Genomic DNA, 20,098 nt, shown 5'->3' with positions numbered 1-20,098 from the left:
CCGGCGGAGGCTCGGCGGCACAGTGTGCAACCGGCGCGTAGCTCGCGAGGTCGCGGAGTCATTGAATCGCTGGCTGGGGGTCGAAGGTGGTTCAGGTACCGGGCCGCGCCGGATGGCGAAGCTCAGCCGAGCCGTGCCGGCGGAGCCGTGCTCTCCCGCGCCGTGAGCACCGGCGTCGGCCCTTCGACGCTCGGCAGGTTCGCGTCCGCCTCGATCTGCTGCAGCAGCAGGGTGGCGGCGCGCTCGCCGAGTTCGAACGTGTCGCGGGTCATCGCGGTGATCGAGGGATTGATCAGCCCGGCGATGACGGAGTCGTCGAATGACGCGAGCGACACGTCTCGCGGCACCGCGCGTCCCATCTCCTGCGCGACGCGGAGTCCGGCGACCGCCATCACGTCGTTGTCGTAGACGATCGCGGTGGGGCGCTGCCGACCAGAAAGCAGCCCGCGGGTTACCGCCGAGGCACGCGCGGGCGAGAAGTCCGTCGTGATGACCTCGCCCTCCACGCCATCCGCGGTCATGCGCTGCAGGACCTCGGCGCGCAGATGGGTGTGCTCGAGGTCGGCGGGCCCTGCGACATAGGCGATCCGCGTGTGCCCGAGGGCCGCGAGATAGGAGAAGAGCGTCTCGGCCACCGCGTCGTCGCCGATCCAGACGCTCGGCACCGAGCCTTCCGGCGACGGCTTCGAGCCGATCATGACCGCGCGGGCGTCGAGCGCCTCGATCCGCGCCGCCCGAGGGTCGTCGTCACGAGGGTCGATGAAGATGAATCCGTCGACCTGGTTCGAGGAGCGCCACTGACGGTGCACCTCCATCTCCTCGGTGACGTCGCTCACGAGGCGCAGCTGCAGGCTGACCTTGCTCTCGGAGAGCCGCGACTCGATGCCCGCGATGAGGTCGGTGAAGAACGCCTCGGCGCCGAGCGACCGCGCGGGCCGGGCGAGCGCGAAGCCGACGGTGTTCGCCCGCGCGCCGACCAGCGCGCGTGCCGCCGAGCTCGGCTGCCAGCCGTTCTCCTCGACGATCGAGAGGATCCGCTGCCTTGTCTCGTCGCTCACGCCGGGACGGCCGTTCAGGGCGAAGGACACGGCGCCGGGGGAGACCCCCGCCATCCGCGCGATATCGGCGATCGTGACGCGTTTCGCCGGGCTCATAGTCACTCACCATACTTGATCGATTTAGTCTCGAGAAGCGAGGAGGATGTGTTCTAGACTCCTTCACTAGATCGTTTTAGTTGTCCTCACCGTCGAGCCGGAGATCCCCCACATGCATGACGACACCTCGCTCACCGTCGGCCGCGTCACCCGCGTGCTCGCTGAGCGCATCCGACCGGCGATCCACTCGGCATCCGTGCCGCTGGACGTCGAGCTGCACGAACTGCCCGGCGAGCCGATCAGTCCCGCAGAGGGGCTCGCGCTCGACTTCGAGCCCGGTGCCGTCGGCCAGCCGTGGGGACCGGCGTGGGGGACGACGTGGTTCCGGCTCACGGGTCGCGTGCCGGCCGAGTGGGCGGGGCGCCGCGTCGAGGCCGTCATCGATCTCGGGTTCGACATCAACATGCCCGGCTTCCAGTGCGAGGCGCTCGTCTACCGCCCCGACGGCAGCCCGGTGAAGAGCATCAACCCGCGCAACCAGTGGCTGCCGATCACCGAGGCCGCCGACGGCGACGAGCCCGTCGAGCTGTACCTCGAGGCCGCCGCCAACCCGGTGCTGCTCGACTATCACCCCTTCCTGCCGACGCAGGAGGGCGACATCCAGACGTCGTCGCGGGAACTGCTGTACCGCTCGCGGCGCATGGACCTCGCGGTGTTCGAGCAGGACGTCTTCGAGCTCTCACTCGACCTCGAGGTGCTGTTCGAGCTGCAGGCGGAGCTTCTGCCGACCTCGCCGCGTCGCATGCGCATCCTCCAGGCGATGGACGACGCGCTCGATGTGCTCGACCTCCAGCACATCGCCGAGACCGCGCCGGATGCCCGCGCCCGTCTCGCCGACGTGCTCGCTTCCCCTGCGGATGCGAGCACGCACCGCATCTCGGCGATCGGCCACGCGCACATCGACTCCGCCTGGCTGTGGCCGGTGCGCGAGACGATCCGCAAGGTCGCTCGCACCACCTCGTCGATGACGACCCTGCTCGAGGAGCATCCCGAGTTCCAATACGGCATGTCCAGCGCGCAGCAGTACGCGTGGCTCAAAGAGCACCGTCCCGAGGTCTACGAGCGCGTGAAGGCGGCGGTCGCCGAGGGGCGCTTCCTGCCGCTCGGCGGCATGTGGGTCGAGTCCGACACCGTGATGCCGACGGGCGAGTCGCTCGTGCGCCAGTTCTCGCACGGCCAGCGGTTCTTCGAGCGCGAGTTCGGCATCCGCTCGAAGGGCGTCTGGCTGCCCGACAGCTTCGGCTACTCCCCGGCCCTGCCGCAGCTCATGCGCCGGGCCGGATTCGAGTGGTTCTTCACGCAGAAGATCTCCTGGAACCAGCAGAACGTCTTCCCGCACCACTCGTTCCTGTGGGAGGGCATCGACGGCTCGCAGGTGTTCACGCACTTCCCCCCGATGGACACCTACAACTCGCAGCTGAGCGGCATGGAGGTCGCGAAGGCCTCACGTCAGTTCAAGGAGAACCGGCTCAGCTCCCGGTCGATCGCGCCGGTCGGCTGGGGCGACGGCGGCGGCGGGACCACCCGCGAGATGACCGGCAAGGCGAACCGCCTGGCGAACCTCGAGGGCAGCGCGCAGGTCGTGTGGGAGCATCCGGACGTCTTCTTCGACGCCGCCAAGGCCGAGCTGCCTCATCCGGCCGTCTGGGTCGGCGAGCTCTACCTCGAACTGCACCGCGGGACCCTCACCAGCCAGCACGCCACCAAGGCGCTGCACCGTTGGGCCGAGCACGCGCTGATCGAGGCCGAGCTGTGGGCGACGACGGATGCCGTGCGCACGGGCGCCGCGTACCCTCAGGACGAGCTCGACCGGCTCTGGAAGATCGTGCTGCTGCACGAGTTCCACGACATCCTCCCCGGCACATCGATCGCGTGGGTGCATCGCGAGGCCGTCGAGGTGCTGACGAACGTGCTGTCGGATGCCGAGGCGATCTCGGCATCCGCGCGGCGCTCGCTCGCCGGCGAGGGGGAGCGCGAACTGCTCTTCGAGCCGACCTCCGTCGGGCGTGGGCAGGCGCTCGGGGCGTCGTTCGTCGCCGAGCCGACCGCGCCCCCCGTGTCGCTCACGGAAGAAGACGGCGGCTGGCGCCTGAAGAACGACCTCGTCTCGGTGCTCGTCTCAGCAGAGGGTTTGATCGTCTCGGCCGTCGACCGCGCCACCGGCCGCGAGGCCGTCGCGGCGGGCCAGGCGGCGAACCTCTTACAGCTGCACCAGGACTTCCCGAACATGTGGGACGCGTGGGACATTGATCGGTACTACCGCAACAGCGTCGACGATCTCACCGCGGTGTCGTCGATCGAGGCGACTGTCCATGGCGGCACGGCCGTCGTCACCGTGCGCCGTGCGTTCTCAGAGTCGACCATCGAGCAGAACATCTCGCTCGCTCCCGGCGAGCGCACGGTGCTGCTGCGCAACGACATCGACTGGAACGAGACCGAGAAGCTGCTCAAGCTCGCCTTCCCGCTCGACATCCAGGCCGCGCACACCGACGCCGAGACGCAATTCGGCTACCAGTCGCGCGTGACGCACACCAACACGAGCTGGGAGGCGGCGAAGTTCGAGACCTCGATGCACCGCTTCGTGCTGGTGCGCGAGCAGGACTTCGGCGTCGCGCTGGTCAACGACTCGATCTACGGCTACGACACCACACGCGAGGTCGATGGCGATGATGTCACGACGACCGTGCGCCTGTCGCTGCTGCGCGCTCCGCGCTTCCCCGATCCCGACACCGACCATGGGCACCACCGGATTGAGGTCGGCTTCGTGGTCGGAGCGGATGCCGCGATCGCGACCACCGAGGGCATCCGAATGAACGCGATGCCCACCGTCATCCGCGGGGCACGGGAGGTCGAGCCTCTGGTATCGGTCGAGGGCGAGGGGGTCGTCGTGTCGGCGGTCAAGCTCGCCGACGACGGCTCCGGCGACGTGATCGTTCGCGTGTACGAGGCTCTCGGGCGGCGTGCCGAAGGTGCGATCGCGGTCGACTTCCCGCACCGTGAGGTGCGCGAGGTGAGCCTCATCGAGGATGAGTTCGACGAGCCACGCCTCGGCGGTGAGCTGCGGCTGCGGCCGTTCGAGGTGCGCACGCTCCGCATCGTGCGCTGAGGGTCGATCTGGCGCGCACTCGCGAGAAGCGACACGGAAGCCCGGAAGAGAAGGAGGCCCTGCTCGCCTCCCAACCCGAGGTGCACGCGGGCTGGAGTGAACGCGCGCTTATTCGGGTCAGTCCGTCGCGAGCAGGAAGGGGCGGGCAGCGGCGAGGAAGGCGCGCGGGTCGTCGGCCCAGAGGCGGATGCGGATGACCTCGTGGTGGCCGCCCTTCGGCCGTAGGCCGGGGAGGCGGATGCTGACGGGGCGTTCGAGCTCGATCTCGATGTTGGTCTCGTCCTGCATCCGCTCGGCGTACTCGGCACCCTCTTCGGTCGAGGTGATCCGTGGCAGCTTCGGCTCGTCGACGCGCTTCGAGAGGGCGACCGAGGCGATGTCGTCCCACGAGACCGCGACGTCGAGCTCGAGACCGCTGCGGATGCGGATGCCGTCGGGCCCGACCGCATGCGGTCGCATCAGCATCGCGCAGAGCAGACCGATCATCCACGTCAGGCCCCAGATCCCCAGAACGAGGAGCGGGATGCGCACGGCGGGCCAGGGATGCACGATCAGGTCGAGGATCGGGATCTCGACGGCCGACAGCACGATGAAGATGATGAGGATGGTCATGACCGGCTGGTGGTACGCGATGCCGGTGCCGCCCTTCGGAACGGCGGGGCGGCGGGCGATCGCGCGGCCGATACTGGAGTACACGCGCAGTTCGGCGATCCACGCGCGATGGAGGAAGTTGAGTGCGCGCGCGATGCGAGTGGGTGAGTCCGACGGGTTCGTGCGGGTCGAGGTGGTCATGATGCGGCCTGTTCTTCGGTGGCGGCGGCTTCGGTGAGGGCGTCCACGACGAGCTTCTCGAGGTGGGAGGCGATCGCGGCGATGCCGCGTTCGACGGCGGCGCGATCCTCCGGTGCGACGGCGGCGAGCAGCGTGTCGTTGAGCTCGGTGTGCTCCTGCTGCATCCGCTCCATCGTCTGGGCGGCGGTGTCGGTCAGTTCGACGATCACGGAACGACGGTCGGTCGGGTGCGGGGTGCGGCGGACGTGGCCCGACTCTTCGAGGCCGTCCACGAGCCCGGTGATGTTGCGCGGGGTCACCTCGCACATGCGGGCGAGATCGCGCTGCGTCGAGGGGCCGGCGTGCTGCAGCACCCAGAGCAGGTGCACGCGGGCGGTGGTGAGTCCGGTCCCGTCGAACGCACGGGCCATGTCGCGCTGGAACAGTTCACCGATCTGCAGCAGTCGGTCGAGCAGTAGGGTCTCCATATCCGTGAGTTTACTACATAGTTACCCGACTTCACTAGCTGGGCATCTGATCCAGCACGGGCCCGGGTCAGGCCGGGTCGAGCCGCAGCACCTCGGGCGACTCGCCGCCGGAGAGGTCATCGGCGATGCGGATGCTGCGCGCCAGGTCGTCGAGCGCCCCGGTCAGGGTGCCGAAGCGCTCGCGGTCGCTGCAGACCGCGGTCAGGGTGACCAGGTGCGTGCCGGTGTCCCACGTGTAGGTCGCGAACGGCGGCGTCGCCTCGGACGGAGGGATCGCCACCACGAGCTTCTCGCCCGCGCCGAGACGGGTGGGGAACGACTGCGTGTCGTCGTAGTCCATCGGCATCGACGCTCGCGCGATGCGCACCTCCGGCGTCAGCGCCTGCGCGGTCGCCATCGCCACGACCAGCTCGGGCTCGGCCTTCCAGGTCCACACCAGCACGCGTCCGTCCGCCCGCTTCATGAGCATCGGCGCCGCCTGGCTCATGGCCCACGCGCCGAAGCGCGAGCCGGGACGCTCGGTAGCCTCGACCGCCGCGTTCACCTGGCCCAGCAGCATCCGGATCGCCGCCTTGCGGTGGCGCCGACCGCGCCAGCCGAGCGAGTCCGTCACAGGGATCCACAGCCGGGGATCGGGGTCGGCAGTCAGTCGCATGCCCTCACGCTAATCGCTCAGCCTGGAGGATGCCGGTACGCCTCGGCGGCGCAGGCAGACCCCTCGGGTAGAGTGGCCAGCGCCCGAACGGGCTCCCTTGGCCGCCGTACCGTAAGGCAGAATGTCTTCCTCTTCCTCCGATCCGACGAACGCTGCGGAGACCCCGCCCCGTCCGCTCAAGATCCTGATCGGGTGCGACACCTTCGCGCCTGACATCAACGGCGCCGCCCGCTTCGCCGAGCGGCTCGCCGCCGGACTCGTCCAGCGCGGGCACGACGTGCACGTCTCCGCCCCCAACCAGGCCTATCGCCGCGCGCAGCCGCGGACCGAGGTCATCGAAGGCGAGCCGATGACGCTGCATCGTCTGCCGTCGGTGCGCTGGCCCCCGCATGACTGGCTGCGCTTCGTCTGGCCCTGGCGCTCGAAGCACTACGCGCGCATCGTGCTCGACCGCGTGCAGCCCGACGTCGTGCACATCCAGTCGCACATCGTCATCGGCCGTGGCCTCGCCCACATCGCCCACGAACGCGGCATCCCCGTCATCGCGACCAACCACGTCATGGCCGAGAACATCCTCGACCACACCACGATGCCGAAGTTCATCGACGACCTGGTGCTGAAGTTCGCCTGGGCCGACGCCAAGCGCACGTTCGACCTGGTGCGCGCGATCACCACGCCCACGCGTCGCGCCGCCGACTTCCTCGAGAAGACCGTCTCCGTGCAGGGCGTCATCCCGGTCAGCTGCGGCATCGACCGCACCCAGTACACGCCGGTGATCGCGCCCCGCGACAAGAACCGCATCGTCTTCGTCGGGCGCCTCACCGCCGAGAAGCAGGTCGAGGTCATCCTGCACGCGATGGCGAAGCTCGACCCGGCACTCGACACGACGTTCGACATCGTCGGCGGCGGAGACCAGCGCAAGCAGCTCGAGAACCTCGCAGCGCAGCTCGGTCTCGCCGACCGCGTGACCTTCCACGGACGGACGACCGACGAGGAGCTGCGGGCACTGCTGTCGCGCGCGAGCCTGTTCGTGATCGCCTCTATCGCCGAGCTCCAGTCGATCGCGACGATGGAGGCCATGGCATCCGCTCTGCCGATCGTCGCCGCGGATGCCGTGGCTCTCCCGCATCTCGTCCACGACGGCGAGAACGGCCACCTGTTCGAGCCGGGGAACGTCGACGAGCTCGCCGCGCGCCTGACCGACGTGCTCACCGCATCCCCTGCCGAATACGAGCGGATGCAGCGGGCCTCGCTCGACGGCGTCGCGATCCACGACATCAACCGCACCCTCGACACCTTCGAGGCGCTGTACCGCGACGAGCCGCTGCCCGCGTAGGTCGGGCCCCGTCATGCACGTCGTCTTCTTCGGCGATCAGCACCTCGACTCCCTCGGGGGAGCGCAGGTGTCAATGCGGCTGCAGCGGGAGTTCCTCGAGCGCGCCGGTCACACGGTGACGGTGGTGGCTCCGAAGATGCACGGGGCGCGCGCAGCCCGCGCCACCCCCGCGTACGTGGATCTGCCGTCCGTGCCGATCACCCTCGACCGCGAGTACTCGATGAGCTGGCCGGGACGCGCGACGGACCGGTTCCTCGATCGCGCCATGACCCGGCGCCCCCCTGTCGACCTCGTGCACGTGCAGGCCGACTTCTGGGGAGCCTTCATCGGTCACCGGTACGCGCAGCGGCACGGCATCCCGGTCGTGCACACGATGCACAACCGGGTCGACGTCGGGCTGGCTGCCGTCACGCCGCTGCATCGCCCCGTGCTCGCGATCCTGAATGCCTGGCGGCGCACCGCGCTACGCGGGATCGGCGAGCCGGTCGCAGGCCGTGACGGGTGGGCGTTCCTTCGCGGCCTCGCCGCCGGGGCATCCGCCGTCACCGCGCCGTCGACGCACTTCGCACGCCGTCTCGAGCAGCACGGCGTCTTCGAGCCGCTCGACGTCGTCTGGAACGGCATCGACGACGACCTGCGTGACGCGACGGTCGCCGCGGCACCCGCCGAACGCGCGCCGGGCCGCCCACGGTTCGTCTGGCTCGGACGGATGAGCCCCGAGAAGAGGCTGCTGCCGTTCCTCGAGGCTTTCGTGGCATCCGGCATCGACGCCGACCTGGAGATCATCGGCGGCGGCGCACAGCGCGCGGCGGCCGAGAAGATCGTCGCCAGGCACGACGGCGTGCACTTCGCCGGACGACTCACCTACGCGCAGACCCTCGCCCGCATCGCTGCGGCCGACGCCCTCGTGCAGACGTCCATCGGCTTCGAGACCCAGGGCATGACACCCTTCGAGGCGGCGACCCTGGGCACCCCGTCCGTCATCTGCGACCCCGACATCGCCGCGGAGCTCGGCGGCGGGCTGTGGGCGGTACCGGATGCCGATGCCACGGCCACCGGACGGGAGCGCGAGGCGCAACGCGAGGCAGCCCTGGCGGAGACGCTGCGGCGCGCAGCATCCGACATCGAGGCAGGATCGGCGCCGAGTCCGCTGCCCGAGGTCGCCGAGGCGTTCCGGCAGTCCTCGCGGACCGCCGCGATGGTCCGGGTCTACGAACGGGTGCTTGCCGTTAGGTGAGAGCGACTCGTTCGGGTCAGAAGAATCGGTAGAAGAGCGACGACATCCAGCCGAGGACGACACCGATCAGCTGAATGCCGCCGACGCCGATCGCGATGCCCGCGAGAGCCTGGCCACCGGGGCGTCGGAGCGCGATCAGGCCGAGGACGAGTGCTGCAGCGCTGCCGAGGAAGATGATCACCGCGAAGAGGAAGCTGAAGACGCCGTAGCTGCTCGCGTCGTAGCTGAACGATGAGAACACGAAGGGCTGCACGAGGATCTGCAGCGCGCCGACCGCTGCCACGACCAGCGCGATGATGAACGCCGTGCGGGCGAGAGAGTTGGTGGAGCCCGAGGTGGGTCGTGCCTGCTGACCGTATGGTTGCTGGCCGTACGGGGGCTGTGGCGCCTGCCGCTGCGGTGCCGCGTACTGCGGCGCCTGTTGCTGCGGCGCGGCTGCCGGGTACTGCGGCCCGGCTGCCGGGTACTGCGGTGCCGCCGGGAGGTGCGGGGCGGGCGGTGCCGGCGGAGATGTCGGATTCGGCTGCGCGGAAGGCGGGACAGGTGGCTGCTGCGGCTCGCTCATGAGGTCGAGCGTAGACCTGGTGAGCGACGAGCGGGAGGACCGATCCCGCTGTTCAGCGGTACGAGTGTCCGGACTCGGCGTGCTGCTGCACGTCGCGGCCGTCGATCCGGCTCCAGTCGGTGGGGGTGCGGCGGAATCCGTCCCGACGCAGTTCCACGAGCGTGGCGACCGCAGCCCAGACGGCGAGGGCGATGAGTGCGATGAGGAGTATCATGGCAGAAACGCTACGTTTGTTCGATAAGCGTCACGAGTGGCGGAAGAGACGTGTATCGTAGGAAAACTGCCAACGCCATAACCGACCCGGGAGAGCTGATGAAGACGGTCGCCTGCGTGATCCAGGACGGGTTCGCTCCCTTCGAGTTCGGAGTAGCGTGCGAGGCATTCGGTCTCGATCGCTCCGACGACGGCGTGCCGAACTTCGACTTCCGCATCGTGGCACCGCGCGCCGGTGCGGTGACGTCGAAGATCGGCTTCTCGATCAATGTGGACCATGACCTGTCCTTCGCCTACGAGGCGGATCTCGTCGTGTTCTGTCCGGTTCCGCGTTCGCACTGGGGCGAGATCGATCCCCTCCTGCTCGATGTCGCCCGGCATGCGGTGGATCGCGGAGCCTGGGTGATGAGCGTCTGCAGCGGATCGTTCATCCTCGCCGCCGCCGGTGTGCTCGACGGCCGGCGTGCGACGACGCACTGGATGTACTCGAACGTCATGGCGGAGATGTACCCGCAGATCGAGGTCGACCCCGATGTGCTGTTCGTGCAGGACGGCAAGATCATCACGAGCGCCGGCACGGCGGCGGGCATCGACGCGTGCCTGCACCTGCTGCGCCAGGAGCTCGGGGCGGAGATGACGAACCGCATCGCCCGCCGGATGGTGGTGCCGCCGCAGCGCGATGGTGGACAGGCGCAGTTCATCGATCGCCCGATCCCCGTCGTTCCCAGCGACTCGCTCGCCGCGGTCGCCGACTGGGCTGTCGAGCACCTGCGCGACGAACTCGGCGTCGATCAGCTCGCCGCCAGGGCGCTCATGTCGCCGCGTACCTTCGCCCGGCGCTTCAAGGCCGAGTACGGCGCGACGCCGGCGGCGTGGCTCGCTCGTCAGCGCATCATCCACGCGCAGCGGATGCTGGAGCGCACAGACCTCCCCCTCGAGCAGATCGCCGACGAGTGCGGTTTCGGATCGGCGGCCGTGCTGCGGCAGAACTTCGCGCGGGTGCTCGGCATCACGCCGACCGCCTACCGCGCGCGCTTCTCCTGCGCCGACGACGCCGACGAGTCCGCCGCCTGAGAGTGTCGACCGCTCACGCGTTCCAGTGCGCAGGGGACGGCAGTGTGACGTCGTGCACATCGACGCCGCCACCGGCCACCGTCGCGACGGCGTAGAGCAGCGACTGCGTCGGATAGCCGTGCGGGCGGTTGTCGCGGATGATCGCCCGGTCGTCCTCCGGGGCGAGACGAGCGGATGCCGCGAGCAGGGCGACCCACTCGGACGCCCAGTCGGCGCTCGCCGCAGCCGGCCCGAGAGCTCGGAACTCCGGCAGCCAGGCGGCGATCCGCGGCGTCTCGTCGTCGTCGAGATCGTCGTGCGCGATCATGTGCGTGCCCGGCTCGACGGCGGTCTCGCGCAGCTCGACACCATCCCAGGACAGCACGCGAGCGCCCTCGGGCGCGACCTCCAGAAGGTTGAAGCCGTGCATGGGCAGCGGTGCGACCGGGGAATGCCCGACCACCGATTCCAGCGCCAGCGATCCGCGCGACACGGCGGTGCCTTCCGGCAGGTCGCTCACATCGGCGCGGTTGAGCAGCACGGCGAGGCGCCCGGTGGCCGGGTTCGCGGCGAGCCACGCACCGCCGGCGCGTCGATCGCGGATGCCGATCACCCCGGGATATGCCTCCGGCCACCAGGGGCCGAGGGCATCCCACTCACGCAGCGGATCCTCATCGCGCACGGCGAGAAGACGAGCGGAACCGGCATCCTCGACATCGATCACCACGGTGCACACGGAGGCAAGTCTAGATCGCGGCCCGGAGGCACCCGCACTGCGGCAGAATCGGAACCGTGAACATCGTCGTCGGAGTCACGGGCGGTATCGCCGCCTACAAGTCCGTGCACTTGGTGCGCCTGCTCACGAAGGGCGGCCACGACGTGACCGTGGTGCCGACGGATGACGCGCTGCGCTTCGTCGGCCTGCCGACGTGGGAAGCGATCAGCCGCCACCCCGTCACGACGAGCGTGCACGACGACGTCGCGAAGGTGCGCCACGTCGCCCTCGGGCAGGCAGCGGATCTCGTGATCGTCGCCCCGGCCACCGCGAACTCGATCGCCAAGATGACCGCCGGTCTCGCCGACGACCTGCTCGGCACGACGCTGCTCGCGACCGAGGCTCCCGTGCTGATCGCCCCCGCGATGCACGCCGAGATGTGGCGGCATCCGGCCACGCAGGCGAACATCGCCACCCTCCGTGAGCGCGGCGTGCACATCGTCGGTCCGGCCGACGGCGAGCTGGCGGGCGGCGACAGCGGGCCGGGACGGATGTCGGAGCCCGAGGAGATCGCGGATGCCGCGGGGGCGCTGCTCGCACCCGGCGACCTCGCGGGGCTCCGCGTCGTGGTCTCGGCAGGCGGGACCCGCGAGCCGATCGACCCGGTGCGCTTCCTCGGCAATCGCTCGAGCGGACGGCAGGGCGCAGCGCTCGCCGCAGAGGCAGCCGCGCGGGGCGCCGAGGTCACGCTGGTGGCCGCGAACGTCTCGGCCGACGTGCGCGGGGTGACGCGGCATCCGTCGGTCAGGGTCGTGAGGGTCGGGACGGCCGCCGAGCTGTCGGACGCGATGAAGGATGCCGCCGCGTCGGCCGACATCGTGGTGATGGCCGCCGCTGTCGCGGACTACCGGCCGGTCGCGGTCTCGGATCGGAAGCTCACGAAGGAGGCCGGCGGGGTGCCGACGATCGAACTCGTCGAGAACGAGGACATCGTGGCGGCGCTGGCCGTCGCGAAGCGGCCGGGACAGATCGTGGTCGGATTCGCGGCGGAGACGCCGGAGAACGAGGCTGAGATGCTCGAGCGCGCGCGGCGCAAGCAAGAGCGGAAGGGCGTCGACTTCCTCGTGGTGAACGCGGTGGGGTGGGAGCACGGGTTCGAGAGCGCCGAGAACGCGGTGCACATCCTCGGTGAGGGTGGGGTCGTGGCGGGCGTGGCATCCGGCTCCAAGCGCGCGGTCGCCGCGGCCGTCTGGAACGCTGTCCGGGGTTGATGCTAAACTTGAGTCATCTCCACTCAACTTTGAGTTCGCACCCCGCGAGCCGAGTGATCACGACCAGAAGGAGTCTCCTCAGGAGGGACGCATGACCAACCCGCAGACAGGCTCTCAGAACCAGGACCAGCAGTCCGCTCTCGAGCAGTTCGGCATCAACCTCACCGACCGTGCCCGCCAGGGCAAGCTCGACCCGGTGATCGGGCGCGACAGCGAGATCCGCCGCGTCAGCCAGGTGCTCACCCGCCGCACCAAGAACAACCCGGTGCTGATCGGCGAGCCCGGCGTCGGCAAGACCGCCGTCGTCGAGGGCCTCGCCCAGCGCATCGTCGCGGGCGACGTCGCCGAGTCGCTCAAGGGCAAAGAGCTGGTGACCCTCGACATCTCGGCTCTGGTCGCCGGTGCGATGTACCGCGGGCAGTTCGAAGAGCGTCTGAAGCAGGTCCTCAAGGAGATCACCGAGTCCGACGGACAGGTCATCACCTTCATCGACGAGCTGCACGTACTGATGGGCGCGGGCGGTGGCGAGGGCTCGGTCGCGGCATCCAACATGCTGAAGCCGATGCTGGCCCGCGGCGAGCTGCGCCTGATCGGCGCCACGACGCTCAACGAGTACCGCGAGTTCATCGAGAAGGATGCCGCGCTCGAGCGGCGCTTTCAACAGGTCTACGTCGGCGAGCCGACGGTCGAAGACACCATCGCGATCCTCCGCGGGCTCAAGGGGCGGTACGAGGCGCACCACGGGGTCACGATCGCCGACAGCGCGCTGGTCGCAGCCGCTGCGCTCTCGAACCGCTACCTCCCCGCCCGCCAGCTGCCCGACAAGGCGATCGACCTCATCGACGAGGCCATGTCGCGGCTCAAGATGGAGATCGACTCCTCGCCCGTCGAGATCGACCAGCTCAAGCGCCAGGTCGACCGCATGAAGCTCGAGGAGCTCGCGCTCAAGAAAGAGAAGGATGCGGCGTCGAAGGAGCGCCTCGGCACGCTCCGCGAGCAGCTCACCGGGCTCGAGAAGGAGCTTGCCGAGCTCGAGGAGCGCTGGGCACGCGAGCGCCAGGGACTCAACCGCGTCGGCGATCTGAAGAAGCAACTCGACGACGCCGTCACTCAGCGCGACCTCGCGATGCGCGAAGCCGACTACACGCGCGCGTCGAAGCTCGAGTACGAGACCATCAAGCGCCTCGAGCGCGACATCGCCGAGGCCGAGCAGGCTGAGGCGGCCGTGTCGTCGGAAGGCCGCATGGTCAATGAGCAGGTATCCGACGAAGACATCGCCGGTGTCATCGCCGCCTGGACCGGCATCCCCGTCGGGCGACTCCTGCAGGGCGAGAGCGAGAAGCTGCTGCACCTCGAGAACGAGCTCGGCAAGCGCCTGATCGGGCAGAAGGATGCCGTGAAGGCGGTGTCGGATGCCGTGCGGCGCTCGCGCGCCGGTATCAGCGACCCCGGCCGTCCTACCGGCTCATTCCTTTTCCTCGGCCCGACCGGTGTCGGGAAGACCGAGCTGGCTAAGGCTCTCGCGCAGTTCCTCTTCGACGACGAGCACGCGATGGTGCGCATCGACATGTCGGAGTACGGCGAGAAGCACTCGGTGTCCCGGCTCGTCGGCGCCCCTCCCGGATACATCGGCTACGAGCAGGGCGGTCAGCTGACCGAGGCCGTACGTCGGCGTCCGTACAGCGTGATCCTGCTCGACGAGGTCGAGAAGGCGCACCCCGAGGTGTTCGACGTCCTGCTGCAGGTGCTCGACGACGGTCGCCTCACCGACGGGCAGGGGCGCACGGTCGACTTCACGAACGTGATCCTGATCCTCACGTCGAACCTCGGCTCGCCGATCCTCATCGATCCGCTGCTCGCCCCCGAGGTGAAGCGCGACCAGGTCATGGCGCTCGTGCATCAGGCGTTCCGGCCCGAGTTCCTGAACCGGCTCGACGACATCGTGATGTTCTCGGCCCTCACAGAAGACGACCTCGCGCAGATCGTCGAGCTGTCGATCGACCAGCTGCACCAGCGGCTGCACGACCGCCGGCTCTCGCTCGCGGTCACCCCGGATGCGCGCGCGTGGCTCGCCGAGCGCGGCTACGATCCGATGTTCGGTGCGCGTCCGCTGCGCCGGCTCATCCAGTCCGAGGTGCAGAACAAGCTCGCGACGGCGCTGCTCTCGGGCGGCGTGCACGACGGCGACACCGTGCGGGTCGACGTGGCGGCCGACGGCGCCGGGCTGGTGCTGACGAGCGCCGAGACGGTCTGATCAGCGCAGGGCCGTCTGATCAGCAGGGCTGACTAGCGCAGCGGGGGCCGACGGATGCCGCCGAGGGCGTCGTTCGCCAGTTCCTTGCCGATGATCGAGTGCCGCCGCGAGTAGGCGAAGTAGATCACCATGCCGAGCGCCAGCCACACGGCGAAGCGCAGCCAGGTCTCCGAGCTCAGGTTGAGCATGAGCCAGAAGCAGGCGATCGCCGAGATCCACGGCAGCCACGGCGAGAACGGCACGGTGAACGGACGCTCCAGGTCGGGGCGGCTCTTGCGCAGGATCGGCACACCGATGCTGACGAGGACGAACGCGGAGAGCGTGCCGATGTTGATCATGTCGCCCAGCACCTGCACGTCGGTGAAGCCCGCGATGATCGCGATCACGACGCCCACGATGAGCTGGATGCGCACCGGAGTGCCGCGCTTCGCGCTCGTCACGCTGAGCGAGCGGGGGAGGAGCCCGTCCCGGCTCATGGCGAACACCACGCGGGCGAGGCCCATGAGCAGCACCATCACGACGGTGGTGAGCCCGACGAGGCTGCCGATCGCGATGATCTGCGCGGCCCAGGTCGCGCCGACGAGCTCGAAGGCACTCGCGAGAGACGGCTCCTCGAGCTTGGCGAGTTCGGTGTACGAGACCATGCCCGTGATCACGATCGCGACGAGCACGTAGAGCACGCTCACGATCACCAGGCCGAGCATGATGCCACGCGGCACCGTGCGCTTCGGGTCCTTCGTCTCCTCCGCGCTGGTGGCGACCACATCGAAGCCGATGAAAGCGAAGAAAACGAGCGCGGCGCCGCTGAGGATGCCGAACACGCCGTACATGGTGGGGTCGGCGCCGGTCATCAGCGAGAACAGCGACTGCGTCCACGCGCTCTCGGAAGCGGCGCCGACTTCGGCCGGGGGGACGAAGGGGGTGTAGTTGGCGGCATTGATGAAGAAGAATCCGACCACGATGACGAACAGCACGATGGCGACCTTGATCACGGTGAAGACGCTGTTCACGCGGCTCGACAGTTGCGTGCCGAGAGCCAGCAGGGTGGTGAAGATCGCCACGATGACGACCGGACCCCAGTCGAACGAGAGCGGTCCGATCGCGATGGTCATCGGGATGTCGAGGTCGAACAGCGAGACGGTATCACCGAGATAGACGCCCCAGTACTTCGCGATCACGGCGGACGCCATCAGCATCTCGAGGATCAGGTCCCAGCCGATGATCCAGGCGAGGAACTCGCCGAGCGTCGAGTAGGTGAACGTGTACGCGGAGCCGGCCACTGGGATCGACGAGGCGAACTCGGCGTAGCAGAGGATCGCGAGCGCACACACGGTCGCCGCGATGATGAACGAGATGATGACCGCAGGACCCGCGTGGCGAGCCGACGCCTCGGCACCGACCGAGAAGATTCCCGCGCCGACCGCCACTGCGACGCCCATCACGGCGAGGTCCCAGACGCCCAGTGACCGCTTGAGCGACCGCTTCTCGTCGTGGGTCTCCGCCATCGACTGCTCGACGGACTTGATCCTGCGCTGAATTGCCATGCGGACGAGTCTAAAAGAGAGCCCGCCCGGCCGCCGACAGTCTCTTCAATTTCCGCACTGCGGAATGAATAATTCGACAGGCGAAAGTTTTTATTGACGCGGGCCGGGCAGCGCTGTTAGACCTGAGGACATGTCACAGCGCAACGACCGCGTATGGGTCAAGAACCCGCTCGGGATCTTCACCGGGACGGATGCCGACGCCACCGGCGGTCTGGTGATCGCGGACGGGCGTATCGCCGAGGTCGTTCCCGGCGGCGGCACTCCGGCCGGCCCTGTCGACGAGGTCATCGACGCCTCGCGGCACGTCGTGATCCCGGGCCTGGTCAACACGCACCACCACTTCTACAAGACGCTCACCCGGGCCTGGAGGCCGGTCGTCAGCGCCGAACTCTTCCCGTGGCTCAAGGGCCTGTACGGCGTCTGGGCGGGTCTCACGCCGCGGGATCTCGAGCTGGCGACGACCGCGGCTCTCGCCGAGCTCCTGTTGTCGGGCTGCACGACCGCCGCCGACCACCACTACCTCTTCCCGGGCGGGTTGGAAGACGCCATCGACGTGCAGGTCGACGTGGTGCGCGGGCTCGGGATGCGGGCGACGCTGACCCGTGGATCGATGTCGCTCGGTGAGGACGACGGAGGACTGCCCCCGCAGCGCACGGTGCAGGATGCCGATGTGATCCTCGCAGACAGCGAACGGCTCATCGGGGCGTACCACGAGCGCGGGGAGGGAGCCTTCGTGCAGATCGGGCTCGCCCCCTGCTCGCCCTTCTCGGTGACCACCGGCGTGATGCGCGACACCGCCTCGCTGGCGGAGAGCCTCGACGTGCGCCTGCACACGCATCTCGCCGAGACGCTCGACGAGGAGGACTTCTGCCGCGAGACGTTCGGCCTGCGCACCGTGGACTACCTCGAGAGCGTCGGCTGGCTGACGGATCGCACGTGGCTGGCCCACGGCATCCATTTCGACGATGCGGAGATCGCACGGCTGGGAGCCGCCGGCACGGCGGTCTCGCACTGCGCCACCTCGAACATGCGGCTCGCCTCGGGCATCGCGCGCGCCCTCGAACTCGAGGCCGCCGGAGCGCCGGTCGGGCTCGGCGTCGACGGCTCCGCCTCGAACGACGGATCGAACATGATCCAGGAGGTGCGCCAGGCGCTCTACCTGCAGCGACTGCGTTACGGCGCCGCGGCCGTCACGCCGGAGCGTGCGCTCGGCTGGGCGACGGCCGGGTCGGCGCGTGCGCTCGGCCGTAGCGACATCGGGGTGCTCGCGCCGGGGATGCAGGCCGACCTCGCGATGTTCACGCTCGACGAGCTGCGCTTCTCGGGCAGCCACGATCCGGTCGCCGCCCTGCTCCTGTGCGGCGCGGAGCGCGCCGATCGCGTCATGGTCGGCGGCCGGTGGCGCGTCCTCGACGGGCAGATCGTCGGTCTCGACATCCCACAGCTCATCGCGCACCACAGCGAGGCCGCCAGGAACCTGCTCTCCCGAACCACCTGAACCATCCCCCCGAATCCGATGCACGTCCCGACGAAGAGGTCGACATGAACACGCAGAAGAAGACCATCCGCCCCGAAGACGAGAAGCTGCCTCTGGGGGTGACGATCGCCTACGGCATCCAGCACGTGCTCACGATGTACGGCGGCATCATCGCTCCACCGCTCATCGTCGGCTCGATCGCGGGGCTGAACGGTGCCGAGATCGGCGTGCTGATCACCGCCTGCCTCTTCATGGGCGGCCTCGCCACGATCCTGCAGACCGTCGGCATCCCGTTCTTCGGATCCCAGCTTCCGCTCGTGCAGGGCGTCTCCTTCTCGGGGGTCGCGACGATGGGCGCGATCGTGACGTCGGGCGGCGGCCTGCCAGCCGTCTTCGGCTCGGTGATCGTGGCATCCGTGATCGGGCTGTTGATCGCACCGGTCTTCGCGACGATCATCCGGTTCTTCCCGCCCGTCGTCACCGGCACCGTCATCACCACGATCGGCCTCACCCTGTTGCCGGTCGCAGCCGGCTGGGCGATGGGCGGGAACAGCGAAGCTCCGGACTACGGGTCTCCGGACAACCTGCTGCTCGCCGCCATCACCTTCGCGATCGTCCTGCTGCTCAGCAAGGTCGGCATCGGCGTGATCTCGCGCCTGTCGATCCTGCTCGCGATCGTGGTCGGCACGGTCATCGCCGCGCTCCTCGGGCGGGTGGACTTCGGCCCGGTCGGGGAGGGCCCGATCTTCGCGCTGCCGAGCCCCTTCGCATTCGGGATGCCGACGTTCGAGATCGCTGCGATCATCTCGATGCTCATCGTGATCCTGGTGACCCTGACCGAGACCACAGCCGACATCCTCGCGGTCGGAGACATCGTCGGGACCAAGGTCGACTCCAAGCGGATCGCCGCAGGCCTCCGCGCCGACATGCTTTCGAGCGCGGTCTCGCCCGTCTTCGGATCGTTCACGCAGTCGGCGTTCGCGCAGAATGTCGGTCTCGTCGCGATCACCGGCGTGAAGAGCCGATTCGTCGTCACCGCCGGGGGCGTGGTACTCGTCGTGCTCGGCCTGCTCCCGGTGCTCGGCCGCGTCGTGGCCGCCGTGCCCGCGCCGGTGCTCGGCGGCGCCGGCATCGTACTGTTCGGAAGCGTCGCCGCCAGCGGCATCCGCACTCTGGCGAAGGTCGACTATCGCGGCAACATGAACCTGATCATCGTCGCCTCATCGATCGGCATCGGCATGCTCCCGATCGCGGCGCCCACCATCTACGACCAGATGCCCGCGTGGTTCGTGACGATCTTCCACTCGGGGATCAGCTCGGCGGCGGTGGCGGCGATCCTGCTGAACCTGCTGTTCAACCACCTGGGCGCGCGTCCGCACAAGGATGCGTCGGTGTTCGCCGCCGCGCCGACCCGCAACATCCCGGTCGTCTACCTCGACGCGCTCGAAGACGGCGACTCGGTCGTCGACGGCAAGATCGTGGATCGGCACGGCAACGAGGTCAAGCTCGAGCGCCCGGGAACGTAGCGCGCTCCGGCCCACCGCGGGGCTGCCACACAAAGGAGGAGATCTGCATTGCGGAGGATGGATGCCGGGCTACCGGCCCTCCGAAACGCAGATCTCCTCCGCAGTGCCGCAGGGAATAGGGAGGATCAGGCGCTGAGCACCACGGTCTCGCTGATCGGGCGACGCACGCGCGGGGCGACCTCGCGCTGCTGCAGCACCTCGGGGAGGCTCTCGAGGTCACCGAACTCGCCCACGGCGATCACGGTCAACGGTGCGAAGCGGGGCTCGAGGTCGGCGAACTCGCGTACGGCCTCGGCATCGAACCCGCTCATCTGGTGCACGAGGAGGCCGTCGTGGTGGGCCTGCACCGACAGGTGGGCGACGGCCTGCCCGAGGTCGTAGGCCGCATGCGAGATCGGGGCGCCGTCGGCGGTGGCCGTCTCGGCGATGGCGACGACGAGGACAGCGGCGTTACCGGCCCACGCCTGGTTGAAGCCGACGAGGGCGTTCACGACCTGGGCGTGCAGAGCGGTGCCGCGACGCGCGACGATGAACCGCCAGGGCTGCGAGTTGTTCGCGGACGGGCTCCAGCGCGCAGCCTCGAGGGCGGTGGCGAGCTTGGCCTCGTCAATCGCGTTCTGCGCGTCGTAGGCGCGGGGGCTCCAACGTGCGGCGAGCACGTCGAGGACGGGGTGCTCGGTCGGCGCGGTGCGGTCGATGACGGGAGTGCTCACGATGATGCCTTTCGGAGGGA

The 20,098-nt window shown here is 69.0% G+C and carries 17 protein-coding genes; 8 read left to right on the top strand and 9 right to left on the bottom strand.

Annotated elements, in window-relative coordinates:
* Positions 1–122 precede the first annotated feature (122 nt).
* Entirely contained in the window at positions 123–1,154 is a 1,032-nt protein-coding gene (locus RS85_RS01875) for a LacI family DNA-binding transcriptional regulator (protein WP_046011723.1), read from the bottom strand.
* Between the two features lie 112 nt (positions 1,155–1,266).
* On the opposite strand from RS85_RS01875, the gene RS85_RS01870 reads away from it, so the two are divergent.
* On the top strand, positions 1,267–4,260 hold the full coding sequence (locus tag RS85_RS01870) for an alpha-mannosidase (protein WP_046011722.1): 2,994 nt from the start codon (positions 1,267–1,269) through the stop codon (positions 4,258–4,260).
* Positions 4,261–4,377: 117 nt separating this feature from the next.
* On the opposite strand, the gene RS85_RS01865 is transcribed toward RS85_RS01870, so the two are convergent.
* The 3 genes from RS85_RS01865 to RS85_RS01855 all read right to left on the bottom strand — a co-directional run bounded on the left by RS85_RS01865 (position 4,378) and on the right by RS85_RS01855 (position 6,174).
* Positions 4,378–5,052, bottom strand: a complete 675-nt coding sequence (locus RS85_RS01865) for a hypothetical protein (RefSeq protein ID WP_046011721.1) — start codon at positions 5,050–5,052, stop codon at positions 4,378–4,380.
* Entirely contained in the window at positions 5,049–5,519 is a 471-nt protein-coding gene (locus RS85_RS01860) for a MarR family winged helix-turn-helix transcriptional regulator (protein ID WP_052703278.1), read from the bottom strand. The genes RS85_RS01865 and RS85_RS01860 overlap by 4 nt, the downstream gene beginning before the upstream one ends.
* A gap of 67 nt (positions 5,520–5,586) precedes the next feature.
* Entirely contained in the window at positions 5,587–6,174 is a 588-nt protein-coding gene (locus RS85_RS01855) for a hypothetical protein (RefSeq protein WP_046011720.1), read from the bottom strand.
* A 121-nt stretch (positions 6,175–6,295) separates the two neighbouring features.
* Here RS85_RS01855 and RS85_RS01850 point away from each other — a divergent pair, with 121 nt between their 5' ends.
* Both RS85_RS01850 and RS85_RS01845 read left to right on the top strand, forming a co-directional pair.
* On the top strand, positions 6,296–7,510 hold the full coding sequence (locus RS85_RS01850; protein WP_046011719.1) for a glycosyltransferase: 1,215 nt from the start codon (positions 6,296–6,298) through the stop codon (positions 7,508–7,510).
* Positions 7,511–7,523: 13 nt separating this feature from the next.
* The gene (locus tag RS85_RS01845; protein WP_046011718.1) at positions 7,524–8,747 is read left to right on the top strand and encodes a glycosyltransferase; all 1,224 of its coding nucleotides are present in this window, start codon (positions 7,524–7,526) and stop codon (positions 8,745–8,747) included.
* 16 nt (positions 8,748–8,763) lie between these two features.
* Here the strand turns inward: RS85_RS01845 and RS85_RS18855 are convergent, their stop codons facing one another.
* Both RS85_RS18855 and RS85_RS19805 read right to left on the bottom strand, forming a co-directional pair.
* A complete protein-coding gene (locus RS85_RS18855; RefSeq protein ID WP_052703277.1) occupies positions 8,764–9,312 on the bottom strand; it encodes a hypothetical protein in 549 nt (182 codons plus the stop codon).
* Between the two features lie 52 nt (positions 9,313–9,364).
* The gene (locus RS85_RS19805; protein ID WP_162836759.1) at positions 9,365–9,526 is read right to left on the bottom strand and encodes a hypothetical protein; all 162 of its coding nucleotides are present in this window, start codon (positions 9,524–9,526) and stop codon (positions 9,365–9,367) included.
* Positions 9,527–9,624: 98 nt separating this feature from the next.
* Between RS85_RS19805 and RS85_RS01835 the strand changes: the two genes are divergently transcribed.
* On the top strand, positions 9,625–10,599 hold the full coding sequence (locus tag RS85_RS01835; protein WP_046011717.1) for a GlxA family transcriptional regulator: 975 nt from the start codon (positions 9,625–9,627) through the stop codon (positions 10,597–10,599).
* A 13-nt stretch (positions 10,600–10,612) separates the two neighbouring features.
* On the opposite strand, the gene RS85_RS01830 is transcribed toward RS85_RS01835, so the two are convergent.
* Positions 10,613–11,314 carry an NRDE family protein gene (locus tag RS85_RS01830; RefSeq protein WP_200894768.1) on the bottom strand — a complete coding sequence of 234 codons (702 nt, stop codon included), beginning with the start codon at positions 11,312–11,314 and terminating at the stop codon, positions 10,613–10,615.
* A 56-nt stretch (positions 11,315–11,370) separates the two neighbouring features.
* On the opposite strand from RS85_RS01830, the gene coaBC reads away from it, so the two are divergent.
* Both coaBC and RS85_RS01820 read left to right on the top strand, forming a co-directional pair.
* Complete coding sequence (gene coaBC / locus RS85_RS01825; protein WP_046011715.1) at positions 11,371–12,564, top strand: bifunctional phosphopantothenoylcysteine decarboxylase/phosphopantothenate--cysteine ligase CoaBC; 1,194 nt, start codon at positions 11,371–11,373, stop codon at positions 12,562–12,564.
* A 91-nt stretch (positions 12,565–12,655) separates the two neighbouring features.
* The gene (locus RS85_RS01820; protein ID WP_082087441.1) at positions 12,656–14,818 is read left to right on the top strand and encodes an ATP-dependent Clp protease ATP-binding subunit; all 2,163 of its coding nucleotides are present in this window, start codon (positions 12,656–12,658) and stop codon (positions 14,816–14,818) included.
* Between the two features lie 32 nt (positions 14,819–14,850).
* Here RS85_RS01820 and RS85_RS01815 read toward each other — a convergent pair whose 3' ends face one another.
* Positions 14,851–16,362, bottom strand: coding sequence for an APC family permease (locus RS85_RS01815; RefSeq protein ID WP_046011714.1), 1,512 nt, complete (start codon positions 16,360–16,362; stop codon positions 14,851–14,853).
* Positions 16,363–16,492: 130 nt separating this feature from the next.
* On the opposite strand from RS85_RS01815, the gene RS85_RS01810 reads away from it, so the two are divergent.
* Together RS85_RS01810 and RS85_RS01805 are read left to right on the top strand one after the other, a co-directional pair.
* Positions 16,493–17,860, top strand: coding sequence for an 8-oxoguanine deaminase (locus tag RS85_RS01810; RefSeq protein ID WP_046011713.1), 1,368 nt, complete (start codon positions 16,493–16,495; stop codon positions 17,858–17,860).
* Between the two features lie 44 nt (positions 17,861–17,904).
* Positions 17,905–19,365 (top strand): nucleobase:cation symporter-2 family protein, encoded by a 1,461-nt coding sequence (locus tag RS85_RS01805; protein ID WP_046011712.1) that lies wholly within the window; start codon positions 17,905–17,907, stop codon positions 19,363–19,365.
* Positions 19,366–19,490: 125 nt separating this feature from the next.
* Here RS85_RS01805 and RS85_RS01800 read toward each other — a convergent pair whose 3' ends face one another.
* Positions 19,491–20,078, bottom strand: coding sequence for a nitroreductase family protein (locus RS85_RS01800; RefSeq protein ID WP_046011711.1), 588 nt, complete (start codon positions 20,076–20,078; stop codon positions 19,491–19,493).
* Between the last annotated feature and the right edge of the window lie 20 nt (positions 20,079–20,098).

This window comes from Microbacterium sp. SA39 (assembly GCF_000967865.1).
Taxonomy (GTDB): Bacteria; Actinomycetota; Actinomycetes; order Actinomycetales; family Microbacteriaceae; genus Microbacterium.
The sequence above is the reverse complement of the archived record's forward strand: the minus strand, read 5'-3'. Positions and strand labels throughout refer to the sequence as shown.

Bases quoted from the DNA above. Each gene is read 5' to 3' on its own strand.
- RS85_RS01875 (WP_046011723.1), bottom strand. From the start codon at position 1,154: ATGAGCCCGGCGAAACGCGTCACGATCGCCGATATCGCGCGGATGGCG.
- RS85_RS01870 (WP_046011722.1), top strand. From the start codon at position 1,267: ATGCATGACGACACCTCGCTCACCGTCGGCCGCGTCACCCGCGTGCTC.
- RS85_RS01865 (WP_046011721.1), bottom strand. From the start codon at position 5,052: ATGACCACCTCGACCCGCACGAACCCGTCGGACTCACCCACTCGCATC.
- RS85_RS01860 (WP_052703278.1), bottom strand. From the start codon at position 5,519: ATGGAGACCCTACTGCTCGACCGACTGCTGCAGATCGGTGAACTGTTC.
- RS85_RS01855 (WP_046011720.1), bottom strand. From the start codon at position 6,174: ATGCGACTGACTGCCGACCCCGATCCCCGGCTGTGGATCCCTGTGACG.
- RS85_RS01850 (WP_046011719.1), top strand. From the start codon at position 6,296: ATGTCTTCCTCTTCCTCCGATCCGACGAACGCTGCGGAGACCCCGCCC.
- RS85_RS01845 (WP_046011718.1), top strand. From the start codon at position 7,524: ATGCACGTCGTCTTCTTCGGCGATCAGCACCTCGACTCCCTCGGGGGA.
- RS85_RS18855 (WP_052703277.1), bottom strand. From the start codon at position 9,312: ATGAGCGAGCCGCAGCAGCCACCTGTCCCGCCTTCCGCGCAGCCGAAT.
- RS85_RS19805 (WP_162836759.1), bottom strand. From the start codon at position 9,526: ATGATACTCCTCATCGCACTCATCGCCCTCGCCGTCTGGGCTGCGGTC.
- RS85_RS01835 (WP_046011717.1), top strand. From the start codon at position 9,625: ATGAAGACGGTCGCCTGCGTGATCCAGGACGGGTTCGCTCCCTTCGAG.
- RS85_RS01820 (WP_082087441.1), top strand. From the start codon at position 12,656: ATGACCAACCCGCAGACAGGCTCTCAGAACCAGGACCAGCAGTCCGCT.
- RS85_RS01815 (WP_046011714.1), bottom strand. From the start codon at position 16,362: ATGGCAATTCAGCGCAGGATCAAGTCCGTCGAGCAGTCGATGGCGGAG.
- RS85_RS01810 (WP_046011713.1), top strand. From the start codon at position 16,493: ATGTCACAGCGCAACGACCGCGTATGGGTCAAGAACCCGCTCGGGATC.
- RS85_RS01805 (WP_046011712.1), top strand. From the start codon at position 17,905: ATGAACACGCAGAAGAAGACCATCCGCCCCGAAGACGAGAAGCTGCCT.